Here is a 21,358-nt window from a genome sequence, read left to right as displayed (position 1 = left end):
TTAATATCCTATTTTAGCACGTACCCTACGCAAAGTTTCATCGGCTACACGGTGTGCTTTGGCAGCACCTTCTTTGAGGATAGCATCGAGTTCATCTAAATGCTCCATATAGTAATTGTAGCGTTCACGTGGGGTAGCAAATTTTTCTAATATCAGTTCGTAGAGGGCTTGTTTGGCATTGCCAAAACCGTAACCACCAGCGCGGTAAGCAGCTTCCATCGTTTGTATTCGCTCAGGAGAAGCTAATAGACGGTAGAGGCGCATCACGTTGCAAGTATCGGGGTCTTTAGGAGCTTCTAAAGGCGTACTATCAGTTTGGATTGCCATTATTTGCTTGCGGAGTTGTTTTTCGGGTAAGAAAATATTGATGAAGTTGTTGCGTGATTTGCTCATTTTCTCACCATCGGTACCAGGGATAATCATTATTTTCTCCTCTATTTTAGCTTGTGGCAACACAAAAGTTTCACCCATTTGATGATTGAAACGAGAAGCCACATCGCGGGTAATTTCGAGGTGTTGCAATTGGTCTTTACCTACAGGTACCACCTCAGCATCATAGAGGAGGATATCGGCAGCCATCAACATAGGGTAAGTAAAGAGCCCTGCATTTACATCTTGCAAGTAGTCCATTTTGTCTTTAAACGAATGGGCGAGGGTGAGGCGTTGGTAAGGAAAAAAACACGCTAAATACCACGAGAGTTCAGCAGTTTGAGGTACGTCGCTCTGGCGGTAGAAAGTAACTTTGTTTGTATCTAAACCAAAAGCTAACCAAGTGGCAGCGACGCTATAAGTATTGGCGCGAAGGAGAGCGCCGTCTTTTATTTGAGTGAGAGAGTGCATATCGGCAATGAACAGAAACGATTCATTAGCAGGATCTGACGCCATTTGCACAGCGGGGAGAATTGCCCCCAGAATATTCCCCAAATGAGGAGTACCGGTACTTTGAATACCTGTTAAAACACGAGCCATATAATCAGTCGTTAGTTGTTAATTATTAGTTCAAAGCGCAAAGGTAATAAATATTTTAGAAATAGCAAAATAGCTATTAGTCCTCTTTTGCTACTTATCAATTGTTAATTATCAATTGTTTTGTATCTTTGCGCCCTCAATTCAGAAACTCAAAACCTCTATGGCTAAAGAAATAGACGAAAGTAAACAAGGGCAAAGCCTTGTACTACAAGCTGATAACAACAATTCCAAAAAACTATACATCGAGAGTTATGGTTGCCAAATGAATTTCTCCGACAGTGAAATTGTGGCTTCTATCCTTTCCAAAGCGGGCTATAACACTACCGACACGGTTGATGAAGCCGATTTGGTGCTCATCAACACCTGTTCGGTGCGCGAAAAGGCAGAACAAACTATTCGCAAGCGCTTGGAACAGTTCAATGTGTACAAACGCAAGAAACCAACGATGAAAGTGGGCGTATTGGGTTGTATGGCTGAAAGGGTAAAACACGCTTTCCTTGAAGAGGAAAAAATTGTGGATATGGTAGTAGGTCCTGATGCTTATAAAGATTTGCCTAATCTTCTTGAAGAAGTAGAAGAAGGTCGCGAGGCAGTGAATGTGATTCTCTCTAAAGATGAAACTTATGCTGATATTGCACCTATCCGTCTCAATAGCAATGGAGTAACAGCATTTGTATCGATTACACGTGGTTGCGACAATATGTGCACTTTCTGCATCGTGCCTTTCACTCGCGGACGTGAGCGCAGCCGTGATCCCTACTCTATCCTTAACGAAATAGCCGACCTCCAAGCGCGCGGCTTTAAAGAGGTGACTCTCTTGGGGCAAAATGTAGATAGTTACTTATGGTATGGCGGCGGACTCAAAAAGGATTTTAGCAAAGCAAGTGAGATGCAACAAGCTACTGCTATCAACTTCGCAAAACTCCTCGATATGGTGGCTACAGCTCAGCCTGAAATGCGCATCCGCTTTTCTACTTCTAATCCGCAGGATATGACCCTTGATGTGATTGACACAATGGCGAAACATCCTAATATTTGTAAGTATATCCACCTGCCAGTACAGAGCGGTAGCAATCGTATTCTCAAAGCAATGAACCGCCTCCACACTCGCGAAGAGTACTTCACACTCATCGATAGCATACGCGAACGCATCCCTGAATGTGCTATTTCGCAAGATATGATTGCTGGTTTCCCCACCGAAACTGAAGAAGATCACCGCGATACACTTTCGCTAATGGAATATGTGAAGTACGATTTTGGATTTATGTTTGCCTATTCTGAGCGCCCTGGCACATTAGCCGCCCGCAAAATAGAAGACGATGTACCTGAAGAAGTAAAAAAACGCCGTCTTGCCGAAATTATTGACTTACAACAAAAACACAGCTTGTACCGCACTCAAGCCCAAGTAGGTAAGGTTGTTGAAGTACTCATTGAGGGGACTTCTAAAAAATCAGCTGCTGAATGGATGGGTCGCAACACCCAAAACACTGTGGTTGTATTCCCGAAAGAAGACTATAAAGTAGGTGATTTTGTATTAGTTGAAATAACAAATTGCACCTCAACAACCCTTATAGGAAAAGCGATAGGAATTAGTGATAAACGACAATAAAAAAGCTGCCCGTGAGGCAGCTTTTTTATTTATAGTTTTCGATAAGTGATTGTTACATTCAAAATGTCATCAATAGTATAACCTTTTCCTTTAAGATCTGGGTCATAAGGTATTTGGGAGTACAAAAATGTTTTAAGTTCACTATTGTATTTAAAAACAAACTGTGTGGAGGTGAGACTAACTATATCATAAGCTTTAAGTACAACACCATTGCCATTATCTAAACATAGTTTATTATTTTCTACAAAATACTTTACGCTAGCTGTATTTTGCTGGCAATTACCCCCTTTGAAAATATGTTCTTCTGAAGTTAAAAACTCACCATAAAAGGTATATTTGGTCTTTTTGGAACATTCTATTTGTTCAGAAGAAGTTATCTCAGAAAACAATTTACCATCAGGCAAAATTGATTTTTCATAAACCCAAGTACCTTGTAATTCTTTAGGATGCTTAGTATCCTCATTGTCTTTTTTAGTGCACGCTGTGAAAGCTATCACAGAAAGTGCTATTAATAATATTTTTTTCATTGCTATAAAGTTTAAAATTCGCTACAAATGTACAAAATTTTATTTAGAAGATACTACAAGAGAATAGTATTTTTTCAGTAGGTGGATTGTATTTATAGTAATAATCTACACATTCTTTCATTTTTTTAACTCTTCAGCTGAAAATTTAGCCTTCAAAACTGCTATTTTTCGTTCATAACCTTCCTTCTTACCAAAGAAAATAAGTGTATAGTTACGAATGTTTATTTTGTTTAACAATTTTCATTATCTCGATAATTCTAAATGATATAAGATTATTGACAAATCAGTAAATTTAAACAATTCATTGTCAAAAACTTGTTTTATAAGAAAAACATTCTTACTTTTGCGCCGCTTTAATTACATATACAGAGTACATTACGTTTCAAATAGAAAAAATCGCTATTTGAAATAATAGTTACAGAAATATTCCCCATAACCTATGTCAGATATTTTGCATTATACTCTTACTGATTTTGTCACCTCCTACGGGGTGCGTATTCCCGCTCTTAGGGTGTATTATCAAGTATTTGGAAAAGCCTTAGGCACAGCTCCGGTGGTGGTAGTAAACCACGCTTTTACAGGCAATTCACAAGTAACGGGTGAAAACGGCTGGTGGAAAGAAGCCATCGGTGAAGGAAAATTGATAGATACCCTTAAATACACGGTAGTAGCTTTTAATATCCCTGGCAATGGTTTTGGAGCACGCGAAGAAGATATGATTCCTAATTATGAGCATTGGGCAGGTATAGATATAGCGCGTATTTTCAACCAAGTGCTCACTGAGCATTTAGGTCTCAATGAAGTATTTGCCCTTGTAGGGTGCTCGTTAGGTGGTGGTATTGCTTGGGAAATGGCAGCCCTCGCCCCTACTCTTTTCAAAGAATTGGTAATCGTAGCTGCCGATTGGAAAGCAACCGACTGGATTATAGGCAACTGCCTCTTGCAAGAGCAGATACTCAAAAACTCTACACACCCCTTGCACGATGCACGCCTCCACGCGATGTTGTGTTATCGCACGCCTCAATCGTTGAAACTCAAGTTTGAGCGCACCACCAACATTCCGTTGCAGTTGTACAATGTAGAAACGTGGCTCTTACACCACGGCGACAAGCTGCACAAACGCTTCTCACTCTCCGCCTACAAACTGATGAACCAATTGGTGAAAACCATAGATATTTCAAAAGAACGGGGCAGTTTTGCCGAGGCTGTAGCGCCTATCACCGCACACATCACCATCGTAAGCACCGATTCTGATTTGTATTTCGTTCCTCAAGAGAACCGCGATACCGTAACCGAACTCCGTGAAATGGGCAAACCCGTAGATTATTACGAAATCCACTCAGTACACGGTCACGATGCTTTCCTGATAGAACACAAACAGTTAGAACAGTTTTTAAAGAAAGTGTTTGTTAGGTAAGAGGTAAGAGATAAGAATTTGTTAATTGTTAATTTTCAATTGTTAATTGTTATAAGATGAAGATATTAAAATTTGGTGGAAAATCACTTGCCAATGACGGCATTGAAAAGGTACTCAGTATCATTGCTGGGCTTGCTACAACTGAACCTATATCAGTAGTAGTTTCAGCGCGAGGCAACACTACCGATGAATTAGAGGCTTTGCTCGAAAAAGCGAGTAAAGGCGAGGATTATACTGCCGACTTTCAACAACTGAAAGACGAACAGCAGTATGAGGATGCTATGTCGTTTGAGCCTGAATTTCAGTTGCTCGAAAAACTCCTTGAAGGTGTTTCGCTACTGAAAGATTACAGCCCTAAGACCAAAGATTTGGTATTGGCACAAGGCGAACTGGTGTCGGCTAAGCTCGTGGTAGCACTACTCCAGCGCAAGGGCTTGGAAAGTACCTTTGTAGATAGTCGTGAAATCTTCAAAACCGATGCGGTAGTAGGTAATGCACAAATCATCAACTCAGTATCCGAAAAACTCACCCGCGACCGCTTTGCAACCATTCCTCCTCATCACGTGGTGGTGGTTACAGGCTTTATCGCTTCCACCGAAAAAGGCGACACTACTACCTTGGGGCGCAATGGCAGCAACTATTCGGCAGCACTTTTGGCTAACTACCTCAACGCTTCCGAACTGCAAAACTACACCCACGTCGATGGTATTTTCACTGCCAATCCTGAGTTAGTACCCGAAGCCAAAATTATACGCCATCTTTCTTACGAAGAAGCTAATGAATTGGCTAATTTTGGAGCTTCTATACTTCACGCCAAAACTATTATCCCTCTTATTGAAAAAGGCATTCCGTTGCGTATCAAAAACACTTTCAACAGTGAGGACGCCGGCACCCTCATTCACCAAGAAAGCGTGCAAGAGGGCATCAAATCTATTTCAGTAATTAAAGACAATGCCCTTATCGTGATGGAAGGTCGCGGACTCTTGGGCAAAGTGGGTGTAGATGCTCGTATTTTTAAAGCGCTCGCACAAAAAGGTATCAGTGTGAGTATCATCTCGCAAGGGTCATCGGAGCGCGGGGTAGGTTTGGTAGTAGCTTCTAAAGATGCTAAACTTGCCAAAGCTGCTATAGACGAGGAATTCTCACACGATTTCTACACCAATGATGTGAGCAGTGTGAGCATTGTAGAAGATGTAGCCGTAATTTCTATTGTAGGGCAACCGCTTGCTACTTTCCACCACCCTTATAACGCACTGATACGCAACCAAATCGTTCCTTTACTCATCAATAATGCCGTAACGGGTAGAAATGTGAGTTTGGTACTCAAAACCGAAAAACTCCACAAGGCATTGAACGTAATTCACGGTGAAATCTTTGGGGTTTCGCGCCGTATCAACTTGGTAATCTTTGGTAAAGGTACCGTAGGGGCTACCCTCATCGACCAAGTGATTGCCGCACACGACAATATACTGCACCGCAAGAACATCAGTTTGCGTATCGTTGCTATCGCCAATTCACAACAGCTACTCACCAATGCAAAAGGAATTAATAACAATTGGCGCTCTACCTTCGATAAAGAAGCTGTGCCTTATAGTTTCGACACTCTGCAAGCCTTTGTAGATAAAAATCACTTAGAGAACCTCATCGCCGTGGATGTAACTGCCAGCAAAACCTTTGTAGATAATTATATTCCACTTATTAAAAGCGGTTACGACTTGGTTTCGGCTAATAAAATAGCGAATACTATTTCGTTTGGTTTCTACCAAGAACTGCGTAAAACCCTCAAACAACATCAAAAAACTTATCTCTACGAAACCAATGTAGGGGCAGGCTTACCATTGATAGACACCATTCGCCTCTTGCACCATTCGGGCGAGAACATCACCCGTATTAAGGGAATATTCTCAGGGACACTCAGCTATCTGTTCAACACCTTTTCAGCAGAAAACAAGCCGTTTAGCGAGGTGCTCCAACACGCTATCAACAGCGGTTATACCGAACCCGACCCTCGTGAAGACCTCTGTGGTAACGATGTAGGGCGCAAGCTGCTCATCTTAGCCCGCGAACTCGATTTAGGCAATGAATTTACTGATGTAAAGATACAAAACCTTATCCCAGAACATTTGAGAGAAGGCTCTGTGGAAGACTTTTTGCAACGTTTAGATGAGTTCAACGCACCTTATCAGCAAATCAAAGAAGCCCAAGCCCCTGACCACGTACTGCGTTATGTAGGCGACCTTCACGGCGACTTAGCCTCTACCGAAACGGTACAGTTAGACGTATCGCTCGTATCCGTTCCGCGCAACAGTGCCCTCGGTCAGGTAAAAGGAGCTGACTCTATTTTTGAGATTTACACTGAATCTTACGGCGATAACCCTATCGTGATACAAGGAGCAGGAGCAGGCGCTTCGGTAACCGCACGTGGGGTATTTGGCGATATTTTAAGGTTAGCAGAGAAAAGTAGGCTTTAGGTATCAGGTTTCAGGTGTTAGGGACTAAAACTATGAATAAAGAAGAAAATCCTTTGTTAAAAATGTCGTTGCAGGAATTGTGGCAACTATTCCCTATCAATCTTACGCAGCATAATCCTTTGTGGAAAGAATGGTATGAGGAAGAACGCAATTTCCTTTTAAAACAATTGCCCTCTAACAAAGTGGTACGGCTAAGCCATATAGGCAGTACTGCTGTGGAAGGGATACAAGCCAAACCTATTGTAGATATGTTATTAGAAGTGAAAAAGGACAGTTCATTTCAGAAGCTAAAGGAACTCATATTACAATCAGGTTATCTATGTATGAATGAAACAAACGATAGGATTTCTTTTAATAAAGGCTATACTATTAATGGGTTTGCAGAACGTGTATTTCATCTGCACTTGCATTATGAAGACGATAATGACGAACTCTATTTTCGCGATGAACTGCAAGCACACCCATCGGTAGCTAAAGATTATGAAACACTTAAATTGTCTCTTTGGAAACCTTTCCAGTACGATCGAGATGCTTATACCGCTCACAAAACAGACTTTATAAAACGATATACACTGATAGCAAAAGAAGAATTTAAAGGAAAATATGAAAATAACAGACCATATTAAGAATGCCAAAGGAAAAACGCTCTTCTCCTTTGAAGTAGTACCTCCTAAAAAGGGAAATAATATTGAAGAACTATACCGAAACATAGACCCTCTAATGGAGTTCAATCCTCCGTTTATAGATGTAACTACCTCACGCGAGGAGTATTATTACATTGAACACCCTAATGGGTTATTGGAAAAGAAAGTAACCCGTATGCGCCCTGGTACGGTGGGTATTTGTGCGGCTATTCAGCATAAATACAAGGTAGATACAGTACCTCACGTGCTTTGTGGTGGTTTTTCAAAAGAAGAAACTGAGTACCTTTTGGTAGATTGCCTCTACTTGGGTATTGACAACATAATGGCATTGCGCGGTGATGCGATGAAAGAACAACGCTACTTTCAGCCTACTGAGGGCGGACATACTTACGCTACCGAACTCGTTACTCAAATCAGTAATTTGAACAAGGGGATTTACCTCAACGGCATTGCTGCCGACCATAAGGCTAATTTCTGTATAGGAGTAGCAGGATATCCTGAAAAACACATTGAAGCCCCCTCACTCACCTCGGACTTGGCGCGCCTTAAAGAAAAGGTAGATGCCGGTGCCGACTATGTAGTAACACAGATGTTTTTCGACAATCAGAAGTATTTTGAGTTTGTAGAGAAAGCCAAAGAAGCAGGCATCAATGTACCTATCATACCAGGGATTAAACCTATTGCTATTAAAAAGCACCTCAACCTGCTTTCACAAGCCTTTAAAATAGATTTCCCCGAAGAGCTCATCAAAGCAGTAGAAGCCTGCAAGAACAACAACGAGGTTAAACAAGTGGGTATAGAGTGGGCAATTCGGCAGAGCAAAGAGCTCAAAGCCGCTGGGGTACCTGTTTTGCACTACTATTCAATGGAAAAATCGGATAATATAGTAAAAGTAATATCAGAAGTTTTTTAATTAGGTAAGAGATAAGAGGTAAGAATCCTACTTTTTATCTCTTATTTTTTATTTCTTCATTGATTTGTTCAATGTAATGGGTAAGTTCTTCTTTGCCGGTTTTGTTTTCGGCGGAAGTGATGAAGTAGGGCGGGAATTCTTCCCAAGTTTCGAGGAGTACTTGTTGATAAGCAGCTATATTGCGTTCAATAGCTAAAGGTTTGAGTTTATCAGCTTTGGTGAAGACAATAGCAAACGGAATTCCGTGTTCGCCTAACCATTGCATAAACTCTACATCTATCTTCTGAGGTTCGTGGCGCACATCTACTAATACAAATGCGCATACCAACTGTTGCCGCTCCTCAAAATATTTAGTAATAAATTGCTGAAATACCTTTTTAGTTTCTTTAGACACTCTTGCATAACCATAACCAGGGAGGTCTACTAAAAACCAACTATTGTCTATTTTGAAGTGATTGATGAGTTGGGTTTTCCCTGGACGACCAGAAGTTTTAGCCAAATTCTTGTGATTGGTAAGCATATTGATGAGCGACGATTTCCCAACATTAGAACGCCCTATAAAAGCATACTCAGGTAAGTTTTCCTTAGGGCACTTGCTCACCTGAGAGTTACTCATCACAAATTCAGCTTTTTTTATCATTTTACCTCCTTATTTTCAAGCCACTTATTTAAAATCTCATTAAACTCTTGAGGGTGCTCCATCATTGGGGCGTGCCCACATTTGTCTATCCAATGCAGTTCGGAATTAGGCAATAGTTCGTGGAATTCTTCAGCGACTTTAGGAGGGGTTACATTGTCATTCTTACCCCAGATAAGGCAAGTAGGGGTCTCCATTTTAGGCAAATCTTTTGCCATATTGTTGCGGATAGCACTTTTGGCAAGTGCCAAAGTTTTGATGAGTTTAGAGCGGTCGGAGATATTAGCAAATACCTCATCTACAATTTCTTTAGTAGCTACGGCAGGGTCGTAGAACACCTCTTCGCATTTCTTTTTGATAAAATCGTAATCACCACGACGTGGATAGCCATCGCTCATTGCTTTTTCGTACAGCCCAGAACTACCTGTAAGCACTAATCCAAGTACGTTTTTAGGGTGCATTTTAGCATAGAGCAAACCTACGTGTCCGCCAAGTGAATTGCCAAGCAGGATTACTTTTTCAAACTTCTTGTGTTTGATAAATTTCTGTATATATTTAGCCAATGTTTTCACTGAAGTTGTGAGCAAAGGCATAGAGAAGAGAGGCAGTTCGGGGACTACCACTTTATATTTATGGGAAAAAAAAGAAACTACTTCTTCAAAGTTACTAAGCCCACCCATCAAGCCGTGTAAGATAATAATAGGAGTGCCCTCACCTTTTTCGATGTATGTAAATTTACCTTCTTTTTTTACTTGTACTGTCATCGGTTTTTATCAAAAAGTTTTTTTGAGCTACAAAGGTAATATTTTTATTTTTATTTACGTGCAGGAAAGTGAAAATATTTTTTACTCTTTTTTGTAAATAGCTATTTATTAAGGAAATAGGATTTAAGTGGTATAGATTAAAGAAGTGGTAGACGAAAGAAAATAAGAGTTAGGCGTTAAATTATTGTTAATATTTAAACGATATTGTGGTCGTTTATAACATTTACATTACATTTGCAATCTATTAAAAATTTTATAAAATAATTAGATTATGATGGATTTTCTAAAGAATCTTCAGAATATGATGGGAGGATCAGCTGAAGATATGCAAAAGCAAATGGAGCAAATGCAACAACAAATGCAACAACAAATGAATGCTGCTATGGGGGGTGGCAATGAAAAAAGAGGTTGGCAACCTGATGAAGGTGTGTACTACGCTAAAGGTGAGTACGATAATGCCGTAGAGTACAACAACGAAATTGTGTGTATCACCAATGGTTGTACAGACGAAATGGCTGAAATGAACGACGCTATGGACGACAACGATTTCAACCGCGCTGAAGAAGTGCGTTTGCAATGGATTGAAGACCTTGTAACTTTCAAAGAAGAAGTACGCAAACTCGGTGCTTACAAAGGTGATACTTCATTGCTTGAAGCCGCTATCAAATACTTCGATAATTACGATGCTTTGATGAAAGATGGTTACAAAACCCTTATCCAAATGCGTTTAAAAGGCTTGAGAGGTACTCCAGAAGAGCAAGCCCAACTTAAGAAAAACAACGCTTTTATAGTAAAAACTGCCGAAGATTTCAATGCGGTAAGCGATGAGTTCATTGAGCGTTATGAAGACGAAGACGACGAAGATGATGACGATGACGAATAAAAAAAGCTGCCTTAGGGCAGCTTTTTTTGAACTATTATCTGATTATTTCAATTTAACGTTTGCCATTTTCGCTGCCATTATCACAGCGTTTTTAGCATTTACAATAGTTCCAGTTGTAGAAAGTTCACTAAAGTTCTTTTCTGGACGTTTTTTGCCATCGCCTTTATCTTCACCTACATATACATTCATATTCACTTTCACCCCTGAATCCATAATGATTTTCTTCACTTGGGCAGCTGTAAGACTTGGGAAGTAAGAACGCAACAAGGCTGCTACTCCAGCTACTTCAGGCGATGCCATTGAAGTACCTTGTAAGAATTGGTATTTGTTGTTAGGAACAGTAGCATAAATTTTTACACCTGGGGCAAATACATCGACGTTGCGTTTGCCATAGTTTGAAAATTCGGCTACTAAATTCTTGTTGAACTGATAGTTGAGAGCTCCTACAGTAAGGAAATTATCAGAGATTTCTTTTTTGTTTACCTCGTCGTTAGGGTAAGTATCTTTCACGTCGATATCTTGAGAGTCGTTACCAGCAGCGTTTACGATCAGTACATCTTTAGAAGCTGCGTATTTGATAGCATCGTACACCCACTCTTTATGAGGAGAAAAACCTTTACCAAAGCTGGTGTTGATTACTTTAGCACCGTTGTCTACTGCATAACGCAAAGCAAGAGCGACATCTTTGTCGTATTCATCACCATCGGGAACGGCGCGTACTGGCATAATCCATACGCTATTAGCAACTCCATCCATACCGATGCCGTTGTTGCGTTCAGCAGCAATGATTCCTGCTACGTGAGTACCGTGAAGAGCTTCTTTGCTATCAGGGCCTATTACGTTATTGTTGCCGTAATATTTTTTAGAAAAGTCGTTTTCGTCGTCTTTCAAGATTGTTTTACGCGGACTGAAGTCTAATCCCAAGTGATATTTAAGTTTAGTATCGAAATAGTCTACGCCCTCTTTCAATTCTTTTTTAATTTCTTCATTATCGTTAGCGCGAGCCAAAAGTTCTTTCATAAAGCCTATCATATCGGTAGTCATTGCGTCATAAGATTTTCCTTTGGTAGCTTTTTCGATATCTTCGAGGGTATAAGTATCTTTACCTACGATTTTGCGTACGGCTTTATCGGCGAAATCAGTAGTTTCGATAAGTTGTTGATAGAAAGCCTTAGTGCGTTTTGCTTCAGAGGCTTCTTTTTCGTACTCTTCTTTAGCGCGAGCATAATCAGGATTTTTAGTATCTTTAGTTTTGTAGATACGGGTCATTTCGGTATTTTCTTGAATGATATTACCGAGGAAGTTCCAACCGTGAATGTCGTCTACATAGCCGTTTTTATCGTCGTCTTTACCATTGTTAGGAATTTCGGCAGTGTTTGTCCAAATCACGTTTTTAAGGTCTTCGTGATTGATATCTACACCAGAATCTACCACCCCTACGATAATTTTTTTAGGAGTAAGATTTTTTAGGAGGGCATAAGCCTCGTCTAAATTGATACCAGGGAAATTTTGTTTAAAACCTTGGTGAGGCCAGTTTTTGAGAGTGTCGTCGCTGTATTTTTTTTCAGCAAAAGTGGAAGTAGGAGCTTTGTCTAACGCGCCCTTAGTAGTGCCGCAACTCGCTAACAATAAGGCTGCTGAAGTTGCTAAAATAAATGATTTTTTCATTCTTTGTTAATTATGATTTTTTTGAGTTATATGAAAAACTTTGCAAAGGTATAAATAAATAGCGAATGAGCAAAACTTATTTTGTGCTAAAGACTTAAAAGTTTGTTAATTTCCAAATTAGTTGTACATTTGTCGGATTTTTTTAACAAACGCATAAAAACATATTAAACAACAACCGTTATGAAAAAGAAAAATCCTATTACTTGGGTGCCTACCACCTACTTTGCTATGGGGCTACCCTTTGTGATGTTATCTTTAGTATCTCCTATTATTTTCAAGGACTTAGGTGTACCTAATGAAACCATTGCATTTTGGACTTCCTTATTAATTCTTCCGTGGTCACTTAAACCTATCATCAGTGTGATAATGGAACTCTACGGCACTAAAAAACAGTATATTGTAATTACTGAAATTGTATCGGCAGTAGTTTTTGGGTGTATTGTATTCTCATTACCTTTGCCTAACTTTTTCAATATGTGTTTAGCACTGATGGGAATCATAGCACTAAGTGGTTCTACTCACGATATTGCAGGCGATGGAATGTATATGGAACAGTTAGATTCGGCTACCCAAAGTTTGTATTCAGGCTGGCAAGGAGCTTTTTACAACTTAGCTAAAGTACTCGCCAATGGCGGACTCATCTTCTTGGCGGGCTGGTTAGTAACCTCTCGAGGAATGACAGTTGTAGCCTCTTGGCAATTGATACTGAGCATTTGTGCAGCTATACTCGGTTTGGTAGGCTTATATCACTTCTACGCGCTTCCAAAAGACGTAAAACTACAAAAAGAAGGTAGTTTTAGTGAAAAATCGGAGGAGTTATGGCGCATTTTTGCCGATTTCTTCCAAAAAAAACATATTTTATTCTATCTTTTCTTCATTTTCTTATATCGATTCGCTGAAGGATTGGCAATGAAAATAGCTCCATTATTCCTCAAAGACGAGCTATCAATCGGAGGTTTAGGACTCAGCAACGAACAATACGGATTAGTGTATGGTACAGCAGGTACAGCAGCCTTTATTTTAGGCTCTATTGTAGCAGGATATTTTGTATCGAAAATAGGTCTAAAAAAAGCTTTGTTCACTTTGGCGTGTGCTTTCAATATTCCGTTTGTAGTTTATTTGCTTTTTGCCTATTTTCAACCTACTCATTTACCTGTTATCGCTATGGGAATTGTAGGAGAATACTTCGGTTACGGATTTGGTTTTGTGGGGCTTACCCTCTTTATGATGCAACAAATAGCCCCTGGTAAATACCAAATGGCACACTACGCTTTTGCCAATAGTTTGATGAACTTAGGAGTAATGATTCCAGGTATGATTAGTGGTTTCTTGAGCACTTACTTAGGATATCAACATTTCTTCTTGTTAGTAATGATTTGCACTATCCCAGCTCTTTATATGACGTGGAAAGTGCCATTCACTTACGACAACTACAAAAAAGAAAAGTAATGTTACAAGAGATAGAACACAAATTCAAGGTAAAAAGCGATGCTTATAAATCGCTCGCTACTAAGGCAATACGCATCACACAAGGCTATTTGAGTTCGGTGCCTGAGCGCACAGTGAGAGTGCGCCTGAAAGGCGACGAAGCATTCCTCACTATAAAGGGCGGTAGCAACGAGAGTGGTACTACGCGTTTTGAGTGGGAGAAAGCCATTGCAGTACCCGATGCTGAGCAACTGCTCACTCTTTGTGAAAAAGGAGTGATTGATAAAACCCGTTACCTCGTGCCTTGTGGTGAGTTGTTTTTTGAGGTAGATGAGTTCTATGGAGACAATGAAGGATTGGTGATTGCTGAGATAGAATTACCCTCTGAAAACACCTCTTTTGAGCGTCCTGAGTGGTTAGGCGAGGAAGTAACCAATGAGGCGCGTTACTACAATGCTATGCTGAGCAAAAATCCCTACAGAAATTGGCAAACTGAAATAATTGACAATTGATAATTGTTAATTGTCAATTAATCACTACCTTTGCACCCAAAATCAACACATTAGAGAAATAACATTATGGCAAGAGATATATTACCTACTCCCGTATTGGAGGGAGAAGAAGTCATAGAGTTCTACAACAAGTTAGCGAACTTTAAAGAGAACTTAAAGAAAAAAGGCATTACACGAGAAAGTATTCGTGAAGGCGCAAGACAATTTAAAGCTTTATTTAAAAAAGAAGTGAAAGAAGATGATAAATAATTCAAAAATTACCGTTGAATTATTGAAAGAAAACCACCCAATCAAACCTTTTGACTGTGAAGATGACGATTTGAATGATTTTCTATTCAATAAAGCATTACTATATCAAAAAGAACTACTCGCAACCACTTTTGTAGTAGAAAGTGAAGAACGCACTTTAGGTTACTATAGTGTGCTTAATGATAGTTTGCAACTCAAGGAAGAAGATTTTCCGTCAAAGAGTAAATACAAAAAGTTCTTAAGTCATCTAATTCCTCACCCTAAACGACATTTGAAAAGTGTACCTGCTGTAAAAATAGGACGTTTAGCTATTGATAAAACTTATAAAGGGAAAGGATTAGGAAAGATGATAATGCAGAATCTTATGGATGAGTGTATTGAATTAAACAAAAAGATAGCTTGTAGACTTATCACAGTAGATGCCTATAAAGGAGCTTTAACCTTCTACCAAAAGTTAGGTTTTGAATTCTTAACTGAAAAAGACAACAATGAAGACATTCGCCAGATGTTCTTTGATTTAACAAACCTTGATAATTAATAGCAAATCGACAAATCGATACGTATGACAGAACCTAAAAAATACAATCCTACAGAATTAGAAGAAAAATGGTATGCCTATTGGCTTGCCCACAACTATTTTCACTCAACCCCCGATAAGCGTACTCCCTACACCATTGTGATTCCGCCCCCTAACGTTACAGGGGTACTCCATATGGGGCACATGCTCAACAACACCATTCAAGATGTGCTTATTCGCCGTGCGCGCCTCAAAGGCTTCAATGCTTGCTGGGTACCAGGTACCGACCACGCTTCGATTGCAACAGAAGCCAAAGTGGTAGCCAAACTCAAAGAACAAGGTATAAAGAAATCCGACCTCACTCGCGAGGAATTCCTCGTACACGCGTGGGAATGGACACACCAATACGGTGGGGTAATCCTCGAACAACTCAAAAAATTGGGTTGCTCTTGCGACTGGGAGCGCACTAAATTCACTATGGACGAGGAGCTTTCGGCTTCGGTTATCAAAGTGTTTGTAGATTTGTACAACAAAGGACAGATATACCGCGGTCACCGTATGGTGAACTGGGATCCAGAGGCTAAAACTACCCTTTCTGATGAAGAGGTGATTTACGAAGAACGTCAAGGATTTTTGTATCATTTGAAATATCAAATTGAAGGGACGAATGAGCACCTCGTGATTGCTACAACACGCCCTGAAACCATTTTTGGTGATACGGCTATCTGCATCAACCCTAACGATGAGCGTTGGCAACACCTCAGAGGCAAAAAAGCGATTGTACCTATCTGCAACCGCGTGATTCCGATTATTGAAGATGAGTACGTAGATGTAGAGTTTGGTACAGGTTGCCTGAAAGTAACCCCTGCTCACGACCCTAACGACAAGGTTTTGGGCGACAAACATCAGTTGGAAGTAATTGACATTTTCAATGATGATGCAACCCTTAATCACTACGGTTTACACTATGCTGGCAAAGACCGATTTGTAGTGCGCAAAGAGATAGTAGCCGAATTAGAAGAAAAAAACTTACTCGCTAAAAAAGAGACTTATACTAATAAAGTGGGGACATCCGAGCGTACCAAAGCCGTGATAGAACCCCGCCTTTCCGACCAGTGGTTCCTAAAAATGGACACCCTTATCCAGCCAGCTATCAAGGCGGTATTGGAAGACGAAAGCATCAAACTATATCCCAAAAAGTTCGAGAATACTTATCGCCATTGGGTAGAGAACGTACGCGATTGGAATATCTCACGCCAATTGTGGTGGGGACAACAGATTCCTGCTTACTACTACGGCGAGGGCAAAGACCAATTTGTAGTAGCCAAAACTAAGGCAGAAGCTCTTGTATTGGCTAAAGAAAAGAGTGGCAATGCTCATCTTACTGAAGCCGATTTGCGACAAGATGAAGATGCCCTCGATACTTGGTTCTCGTCTTGGCTGTGGCCAATGAGTGTGTTCAACGGTATTTTAGAGCCTAATAATCCTGAAATTGAGTATTATTACCCAACCAACGATTTGGTAACAGGACCTGATATCCTTTTCTTCTGGGTAACCCGAATGATCGTAGCAGGCTTTGAGTACAAAGGCGAGCGTCCGTTTAGCAATGTGTATCTTACTGGATTGGTACGCGACAAGCAACGCCGCAAGATGTCTAAATCTTTAGGTAACTCACCCGATGCGCTCAAACTCATCGCCGACTACGGTGCTGATGGCGTGCGCGTGGGGCTCTTGCTCTCATCGGCAGCAGGTAATGACTTGCTGTTTGACGAAGCCCTTTGTCAGCAAGGAAAAGGATTTGGTAACAAATTGTGGAATGCTTTCCAATTGGTGAAAGGTTGGCAGGTCGATACAGTCGACCAACCAGCGGCATCTAAGCTCGCTTTGCAGTGGTTCGATGCCAAGTTCAACGCCGTGCTTACTGAGGTAGAAGACCATTTCGAAAAATATCGTATTTCCGATGCCCTAATGGCAATCTATAAACTCGCTTGGGACGACTTCTGTGCGTGGCTTTTGGAAATGGTAAAACCCGAATACGGCAAACCAATGGACAAAGCAACTTACGAGGGCGTGGTAATCGCTTTTGAGAATTTACTAAAACTCCTTCACCCCTTTATGCCATTCCTTACCGAGGAAATATGGCAAAGTTTAGCACCTCGTACCCCTGAACAAGCTCTTATCGTGGCTACCTACCCCATCGTACAGCCGTACGACGAAAAACTATTGGCAGAATTTGATTTTGCCGCCGAAGTGATAGCAGGTATCCGCACGGTGCGCAAAGAGAAGAATATACCTTTCAAAACACCGCTTAGCCTTTCGGTATTAAACAAAGAGCAAATGAGCAATCGTTTTGATGTGGTACTTAGCAAAATGGGCGGACTTGAGGCTATTACCGAAGTAAGTACAGCCATAGAAGGTGCAATGTCTTTCCGCGTAAAAGCTAATGAGTACTTTATCCCTATGGGGGGAGCGGTCAATGTAGAAGAAGAACTTAAAAAACTACAGAAAGAATTAGACCACGCACAAGGCTTTTTGGCGTCAGTGCGCAAGAAACTTTCTAATGAAAAGTTTGTAAATTCAGCGCCAGCTCAAGTAGTAGATATCGAGCGCAAAAAAGAAGCCGATGCGCTCGCTAAAATAGCAACTATTGAAAAAGCAATTGCAACCTTATCAAAATAATAACAAATGGAACACTTAAAACAACTAATAGATGAAGCGTGGGAAAATCGCTCATTGCTTCGCGAGGAAATCGTACAGCAGACTATCCGCGAGGTCATTCACCTCTTAGATTTAGGGCAGCTGCGAGTAGCCGAGCCTACTGCCAATGACTGGAAAGTAAACGAATGGGTAAAGAAAGCCGTAGTGTTGTACTTCCCTATTCAGAATATGAAACCTGTAGAGGTGGGTATTTTTGAGTATCACGATAAAATTCCGCTCAAGCATAATTATGATGAGAAAGGAGTGCGCGTAGTACCACCTGCTGTAGCACGCCGTGGTGCTTTTATCGCCAAAGGAGCTATACTGATGCCCAGCTATGTGAATATAGGGGCGTATGTAGATGAAGGTACAATGGTAGATACGTGGGCTACTGTGGGTAGTTGCGCTCAAATAGGTAAGCACGTGCACCTGAGTGGTGGCGTAGGTGTAGGAGGTGTATTAGAACCCTTGCAAGCAGCTCCCGTGATAGTAGAAGATGGGGCTTTCATCGGGTCGCGTTGTATCTTGGTAGAAGGAGTGCGTGTAGGCAAAGAAGCGGTACTTGGTGCTAATGTAGTGCTTACAGCCTCTACTAAAATCATTGATGTAACGGGTAGCGAACCTAAAGAACTGAAAGGCTATGTACCTGAACGTTCGGTAGTTATTCCTGGTAGTTACACCAAGCACTTCCCTGCTGGCGATTACCAAGTGCCTTGTGCCCTTATCATCGGGCAGCGCAAAGCCTCAACCGATAAGAAAACTTCACTAAACGATGCTCTAAGAGAATACGGAGTTTCTGTTTAGGTAACAGGCAACAAGTAACAGGTAACAAAAAAGCTGTCTAACAAAGAAATGTTTGACAGCTTTTTGTATTTCATTTTTCATAGTTAAAAAAGTATTCTTTAAAGGTGCGAATATCAAGATAGCCTTTTTTGCCGTTTTTAGTAATGCGGTAGAAAGAATGAGTTTGGGGCTGAATCGTATCGTATAAAGGTTTTTCTTGCTCAGGATAGATACCTACTTTGCCATTTTTATAAATGTATACTAATTGATCTTCGCGTTTTTCTATCTTGTCAAAAGTAATAGGAAGTAGTACATTTGCCTCTAAAGGTTGAGAATCTTCGTGATATGGATAGTTCATCAGTCCGTATTTTCCATTTTTCTTCACTACAACACAGTAGCCTGAGGGTGTTTTTACTTTTCTTATAAAAGGAAGTTCAGCTCCTAAGTTGAGCAGAGAAAGTTCTTCGTCGGCAGTACGGTCTATAAGAGGGATTTTTTTATCTTGGAATCCTTCTATATGATATGCTAACAGTAATGTATAAGGATGAGGAACTGTAGTATCTTTTTCAATAGTAACCGAAACGTCGTATTTACCTACAGGACACCAATTTCCTAATTTCATATCTACTCTTCTCAGTGGTTTCTTTTCACTAAGACTATAATAATAAGCGCCTTTTGAGCTGAGTACCTCTACATAATCATAGCTATTGTACAAATAGAGTGCTTTTATTCCTTTTATAGGTTGTTTTTCCAATAACAGATTATACACACTGAACTCATTGGCTTTCTTTCCTACAATAGCATAATCATTGAAATAGAGTGTATCATAAGTTTGAGATAGCAACTTAGTCCCCAACTTATTGATGAGCTCATAACCGTTGTTGCGCTTGTAAGAAATAAACATCCCTTTAGAATAGAAGTTATTAAAATTTGCGTAATACGAAACTTTAATAGGTGAGGTAGGTTCTAATGGAACATTAGCCCCTTTAAACCAATCGGTAATAAATCTATTTTCATCTTTTAAGGGAATGATAATAGCGTGATTATATAGCATATAAGCTTTTTTTTCGTCACTAAATTTTAGCACTAAAGGGATAGAAAAATAATGCCTATCGGGGAAAAAGTATTCTTTTCCTTCAATAGTTTTACGAGAAAAGAGTTGTATAGCCCCTAAGTTTTCACTAAAAAATTTCACTTTAGGAGTAGTGGTATATTCGCGTAGTTGCCCAAAAAAAGTAAAATCTTTTTTAATAAAATCCTTGAATTGAGTAGGGCGAATATCTTTTATATAAATCAACTGTAATCCTTTCTTTTGGAGCTCATCAAAGAGAATGGGATTATCAGTGGAGTGCCAACTGAGTTTTGACAACCAACTCTCTTCTTGAATTTTTTCTCTATCTTCATTTAGCTGCATTCTCAAAAGCATATCTTCTCCTTTTTGCTGATAGAAATAGAAGTACCCCTTAGAATCATAGGCTATAACATCTATCTGAGAAGAAGGCAAGGTATATTGCGCTTGCAGTGATAAACTACAAAAGAATAGAAAAAGGATTGTTATGAGGTGTTTCATATTCGTAATTTGTTATTCGTAGTTCGTCATTACCCTTTGGCGTTTTGCTTCAAAGATGAGTACAGCAGCGGCTACTGATACATTCATAGAATCGATTACGCCTTCCATTGGGATGATGATATTTTGGGTACTATGAGTGAGCCATTCATCGGTGAGACCTTGGTCTTCAGTGCCTACTACTATGGCTGAGCCTTCGCTAAACGACACTTCGTAGTAAGGCTTAGATGCTGTGAGAGCCGCACAATAACTGCTGATGTTTTTAGCTTTCAGAAAATCAATGACCTCGGCAGTAGTGCCCGTAGCGATAGGCACCGTAAACACACAGCCTACACTCGAGCGGATGATATTGGGGTTGTAGAGGTCGGTTTTAGGGTTGGCGATAATCACAGCATCTATATGAGCAGCATCGGCAGTACGGAGGAGCGCCCCTATATTTCCTGGTTTTTCGGGAGCTTCGGCTACTAATAGCAAGGGTTTTTCATTTTTGAATACCAAAGTACCTAAGCCGTGCTTTTTCACTTGTACTAAAGCAATCACCCCCTCAGTAGAACTGCGATAGCTAATCTTCTCATACACTTCTTTGCTGATAGCAATAGGCGTGAGTTTTTGGGTAGTATAACCGAGCAATTCGGTGAGTTGCCCTTCACTGAAGATATCAGGTTGATACAAGAGCGTTTCAAGGGTATAGTTACCTTGTAAAGCCAAACGTATTTCGCGTGCGCCTTCTACTACACATAAACTTTGTTTTTTGCGTTCGCGTGATTTTTCACTCAAAAGAGCGATTTTTTTTATTAGGGGGTTTTGAGTACTAGTGATGTTCATTTTTAGATAAGAGGTAAGAAGTAAGAAAAAGCTACCTACTTACGTAGGCAGCTTTATTATTATTTATCCATAAGCACCTTGCAGTGTGAAAGTTCGGGCTTATTTTTAGTATAGGCATCAAGCCAAACTTTTAGTTCTTCTACTTCGTAGGGCAATAGTCTATCTATTGCTTTGTTAAGTTCTTTGTAGAATAAGTTTGGATCAAAACTTACCTTTGATAAAATCATTTTTGTGTATTCAAACATTGCACGTTTCATAATAGATAGGTTTTAATGTTT

The 21,358-nt window shown here is 40.2% G+C and carries 20 protein-coding genes; 12 read left to right on the top strand and 8 right to left on the bottom strand.

The window, feature by feature from the left end; translation table 11 throughout:
* Positions 1–969: a tryptophan--tRNA ligase gene (gene trpS / locus I7X29_RS07045; RefSeq protein WP_198473575.1), complete on the bottom strand. Its 969-nt coding sequence runs from the start codon at positions 967–969 to the stop codon at positions 1–3.
* A 160-nt stretch (positions 970–1,129) separates the two neighbouring features.
* On the opposite strand from trpS, the gene miaB reads away from it, so the two are divergent.
* Positions 1,130–2,578: a tRNA (N6-isopentenyl adenosine(37)-C2)-methylthiotransferase MiaB gene (miaB, locus tag I7X29_RS07040; protein WP_009413742.1), complete on the top strand. Its 1,449-nt coding sequence runs from the start codon at positions 1,130–1,132 to the stop codon at positions 2,576–2,578.
* 29 nt (positions 2,579–2,607) lie between these two features.
* On the opposite strand, the gene I7X29_RS07035 is transcribed toward miaB, so the two are convergent.
* On the bottom strand, positions 2,608–3,105 hold the full coding sequence (locus I7X29_RS07035) for a lipocalin family protein (RefSeq protein WP_198473573.1): 498 nt from the start codon (positions 3,103–3,105) through the stop codon (positions 2,608–2,610).
* A 439-nt stretch (positions 3,106–3,544) separates the two neighbouring features.
* On the opposite strand from I7X29_RS07035, the gene I7X29_RS07030 reads away from it, so the two are divergent.
* Genes I7X29_RS07030 through metF form a run of 4 tightly spaced genes read left to right on the top strand, consistent with a single transcriptional unit; the run spans position 3,545 to position 8,550 of the window.
* Positions 3,545–4,522 carry an alpha/beta fold hydrolase gene (locus tag I7X29_RS07030; RefSeq protein WP_198473571.1) on the top strand — a complete coding sequence of 326 codons (978 nt, stop codon included), beginning with the start codon at positions 3,545–3,547 and terminating at the stop codon, positions 4,520–4,522.
* A gap of 56 nt (positions 4,523–4,578) precedes the next feature.
* The gene (gene thrA / locus I7X29_RS07025; protein ID WP_198473569.1) at positions 4,579–6,993 is read left to right on the top strand and encodes a bifunctional aspartate kinase/homoserine dehydrogenase I; all 2,415 of its coding nucleotides are present in this window, start codon (positions 4,579–4,581) and stop codon (positions 6,991–6,993) included.
* A 32-nt stretch (positions 6,994–7,025) separates the two neighbouring features.
* Entirely contained in the window at positions 7,026–7,619 is a 594-nt protein-coding gene (locus tag I7X29_RS07020; RefSeq protein ID WP_198473567.1) for a GrpB family protein, read from the top strand.
* Positions 7,597–8,550, top strand: a complete 954-nt coding sequence (gene metF / locus I7X29_RS07015; protein ID WP_198473565.1) for a methylenetetrahydrofolate reductase [NAD(P)H] — start codon at positions 7,597–7,599, stop codon at positions 8,548–8,550. The genes I7X29_RS07020 and metF overlap by 23 nt, the downstream gene beginning before the upstream one ends.
* Before the next feature lie 34 nt (positions 8,551–8,584).
* Here metF and yihA read toward each other — a convergent pair whose 3' ends face one another.
* Positions 8,585–9,190: a ribosome biogenesis GTP-binding protein YihA/YsxC gene (gene yihA, locus I7X29_RS07010; protein WP_009410408.1), complete on the bottom strand. Its 606-nt coding sequence runs from the start codon at positions 9,188–9,190 to the stop codon at positions 8,585–8,587.
* A complete protein-coding gene (locus tag I7X29_RS07005) occupies positions 9,187–9,951 on the bottom strand; it encodes an alpha/beta fold hydrolase (protein WP_198473563.1) in 765 nt (254 codons plus the stop codon). The genes yihA and I7X29_RS07005 overlap by 4 nt, the downstream gene beginning before the upstream one ends.
* A gap of 271 nt (positions 9,952–10,222) precedes the next feature.
* Here I7X29_RS07005 and I7X29_RS07000 point away from each other — a divergent pair, with 271 nt between their 5' ends.
* Positions 10,223–10,834: an LIC11966 family surface protein gene (locus I7X29_RS07000; protein ID WP_088595024.1), complete on the top strand. Its 612-nt coding sequence runs from the start codon at positions 10,223–10,225 to the stop codon at positions 10,832–10,834.
* Positions 10,835–10,876: 42 nt separating this feature from the next.
* Here I7X29_RS07000 and I7X29_RS06995 read toward each other — a convergent pair whose 3' ends face one another.
* Positions 10,877–12,502: a S8 family peptidase gene (locus tag I7X29_RS06995; protein ID WP_198473561.1), complete on the bottom strand. Its 1,626-nt coding sequence runs from the start codon at positions 12,500–12,502 to the stop codon at positions 10,877–10,879.
* Between the two features lie 180 nt (positions 12,503–12,682).
* Between I7X29_RS06995 and I7X29_RS06990 the strand changes: the two genes are divergently transcribed.
* From I7X29_RS06990 to I7X29_RS06965, 6 genes are all read left to right on the top strand, one after another.
* Positions 12,683–13,951: an MFS transporter gene (locus tag I7X29_RS06990; RefSeq protein WP_198473559.1), complete on the top strand. Its 1,269-nt coding sequence runs from the start codon at positions 12,683–12,685 to the stop codon at positions 13,949–13,951.
* Positions 13,951–14,442 carry a CYTH domain-containing protein gene (locus I7X29_RS06985; RefSeq protein ID WP_198473556.1) on the top strand — a complete coding sequence of 164 codons (492 nt, stop codon included), beginning with the start codon at positions 13,951–13,953 and terminating at the stop codon, positions 14,440–14,442. Before I7X29_RS06990 ends, I7X29_RS06985 begins: the two co-directional genes overlap by 1 nt.
* Positions 14,443–14,508: 66 nt before the next feature.
* On the top strand, positions 14,509–14,691 hold the full coding sequence (locus tag I7X29_RS06980) for a hypothetical protein (RefSeq protein ID WP_096089367.1): 183 nt from the start codon (positions 14,509–14,511) through the stop codon (positions 14,689–14,691).
* The gene (locus I7X29_RS06975) at positions 14,681–15,229 is read left to right on the top strand and encodes a GNAT family N-acetyltransferase (protein WP_198473554.1); all 549 of its coding nucleotides are present in this window, start codon (positions 14,681–14,683) and stop codon (positions 15,227–15,229) included. The genes I7X29_RS06980 and I7X29_RS06975 overlap by 11 nt, the downstream gene beginning before the upstream one ends.
* Positions 15,230–15,253: 24 nt before the next feature.
* On the top strand, positions 15,254–17,887 hold the full coding sequence (locus tag I7X29_RS06970) for a valine--tRNA ligase (RefSeq protein ID WP_198473552.1): 2,634 nt from the start codon (positions 15,254–15,256) through the stop codon (positions 17,885–17,887).
* Positions 17,888–17,893: 6 nt separating this feature from the next.
* On the top strand, positions 17,894–18,709 hold the full coding sequence (locus tag I7X29_RS06965) for a 2,3,4,5-tetrahydropyridine-2,6-dicarboxylate N-succinyltransferase (RefSeq protein WP_198466359.1): 816 nt from the start codon (positions 17,894–17,896) through the stop codon (positions 18,707–18,709).
* 70 nt (positions 18,710–18,779) lie between these two features.
* Here I7X29_RS06965 and I7X29_RS06960 read toward each other — a convergent pair whose 3' ends face one another.
* The 3 genes from I7X29_RS06960 to I7X29_RS06950 are packed head-to-tail and all read right to left on the bottom strand — an operon-like array spanning position 18,780 to position 21,337.
* A complete protein-coding gene (locus tag I7X29_RS06960; protein WP_198473550.1) occupies positions 18,780–20,258 on the bottom strand; it encodes a hypothetical protein in 1,479 nt (492 codons plus the stop codon).
* Positions 20,259–20,270: 12 nt separating this feature from the next.
* Positions 20,271–21,080 (bottom strand): TrmH family RNA methyltransferase, encoded by an 810-nt coding sequence (locus I7X29_RS06955; protein WP_198473548.1) that lies wholly within the window; start codon positions 21,078–21,080, stop codon positions 20,271–20,273.
* Positions 21,081–21,139: 59 nt separating this feature from the next.
* On the bottom strand, positions 21,140–21,337 hold the full coding sequence (locus tag I7X29_RS06950) for a hypothetical protein (RefSeq protein ID WP_009413761.1): 198 nt from the start codon (positions 21,335–21,337) through the stop codon (positions 21,140–21,142).
* Positions 21,338–21,358 lie beyond the last annotated feature (21 nt).

It is taken from the genome of Capnocytophaga periodontitidis, from assembly GCF_016126015.1.
GTDB lineage: Bacteria > Bacteroidota > Bacteroidia > Flavobacteriales > Flavobacteriaceae > Capnocytophaga > Capnocytophaga periodontitidis.
This window is presented reverse-complemented; position numbering and strand designations above follow the sequence as displayed.

Bases quoted from the DNA above. Each gene is read 5' to 3' on its own strand.
- I7X29_RS07005 (WP_198473563.1), bottom strand. From the start codon at position 9,951: ATGACAGTACAAGTAAAAAAAGAAGGTAAATTTACATACATCGAAAAA.
- yihA (WP_009410408.1), bottom strand. From the start codon at position 9,190: ATGATAAAAAAAGCTGAATTTGTGATGAGTAACTCTCAGGTGAGCAAG.
- I7X29_RS07020 (WP_198473567.1), top strand. From the start codon at position 7,026: ATGAATAAAGAAGAAAATCCTTTGTTAAAAATGTCGTTGCAGGAATTG.
- I7X29_RS06965 (WP_198466359.1), top strand. From the start codon at position 17,894: ATGGAACACTTAAAACAACTAATAGATGAAGCGTGGGAAAATCGCTCA.
- I7X29_RS06955 (WP_198473548.1), bottom strand. From the start codon at position 21,080: ATGAACATCACTAGTACTCAAAACCCCCTAATAAAAAAAATCGCTCTT.
- I7X29_RS06985 (WP_198473556.1), top strand. From the start codon at position 13,951: ATGTTACAAGAGATAGAACACAAATTCAAGGTAAAAAGCGATGCTTAT.
- miaB (WP_009413742.1), top strand. From the start codon at position 1,130: ATGGCTAAAGAAATAGACGAAAGTAAACAAGGGCAAAGCCTTGTACTA.
- I7X29_RS06960 (WP_198473550.1), bottom strand. From the start codon at position 20,258: ATGAAACACCTCATAACAATCCTTTTTCTATTCTTTTGTAGTTTATCA.
- I7X29_RS07035 (WP_198473573.1), bottom strand. From the start codon at position 3,105: ATGAAAAAAATATTATTAATAGCACTTTCTGTGATAGCTTTCACAGCG.
- trpS (WP_198473575.1), bottom strand. From the start codon at position 969: ATGGCTCGTGTTTTAACAGGTATTCAAAGTACCGGTACTCCTCATTTG.
- I7X29_RS06970 (WP_198473552.1), top strand. From the start codon at position 15,254: ATGACAGAACCTAAAAAATACAATCCTACAGAATTAGAAGAAAAATGG.
- thrA (WP_198473569.1), top strand. From the start codon at position 4,579: ATGAAGATATTAAAATTTGGTGGAAAATCACTTGCCAATGACGGCATT.
- I7X29_RS07000 (WP_088595024.1), top strand. From the start codon at position 10,223: ATGATGGATTTTCTAAAGAATCTTCAGAATATGATGGGAGGATCAGCT.
- I7X29_RS06995 (WP_198473561.1), bottom strand. From the start codon at position 12,502: ATGAAAAAATCATTTATTTTAGCAACTTCAGCAGCCTTATTGTTAGCG.
- I7X29_RS06980 (WP_096089367.1), top strand. From the start codon at position 14,509: ATGGCAAGAGATATATTACCTACTCCCGTATTGGAGGGAGAAGAAGTC.
- I7X29_RS06990 (WP_198473559.1), top strand. From the start codon at position 12,683: ATGAAAAAGAAAAATCCTATTACTTGGGTGCCTACCACCTACTTTGCT.
- I7X29_RS06975 (WP_198473554.1), top strand. From the start codon at position 14,681: ATGATAAATAATTCAAAAATTACCGTTGAATTATTGAAAGAAAACCAC.
- metF (WP_198473565.1), top strand. From the start codon at position 7,597: ATGAAAATAACAGACCATATTAAGAATGCCAAAGGAAAAACGCTCTTC.
- I7X29_RS06950 (WP_009413761.1), bottom strand. From the start codon at position 21,337: ATGAAACGTGCAATGTTTGAATACACAAAAATGATTTTATCAAAGGTA.
- I7X29_RS07030 (WP_198473571.1), top strand. From the start codon at position 3,545: ATGTCAGATATTTTGCATTATACTCTTACTGATTTTGTCACCTCCTAC.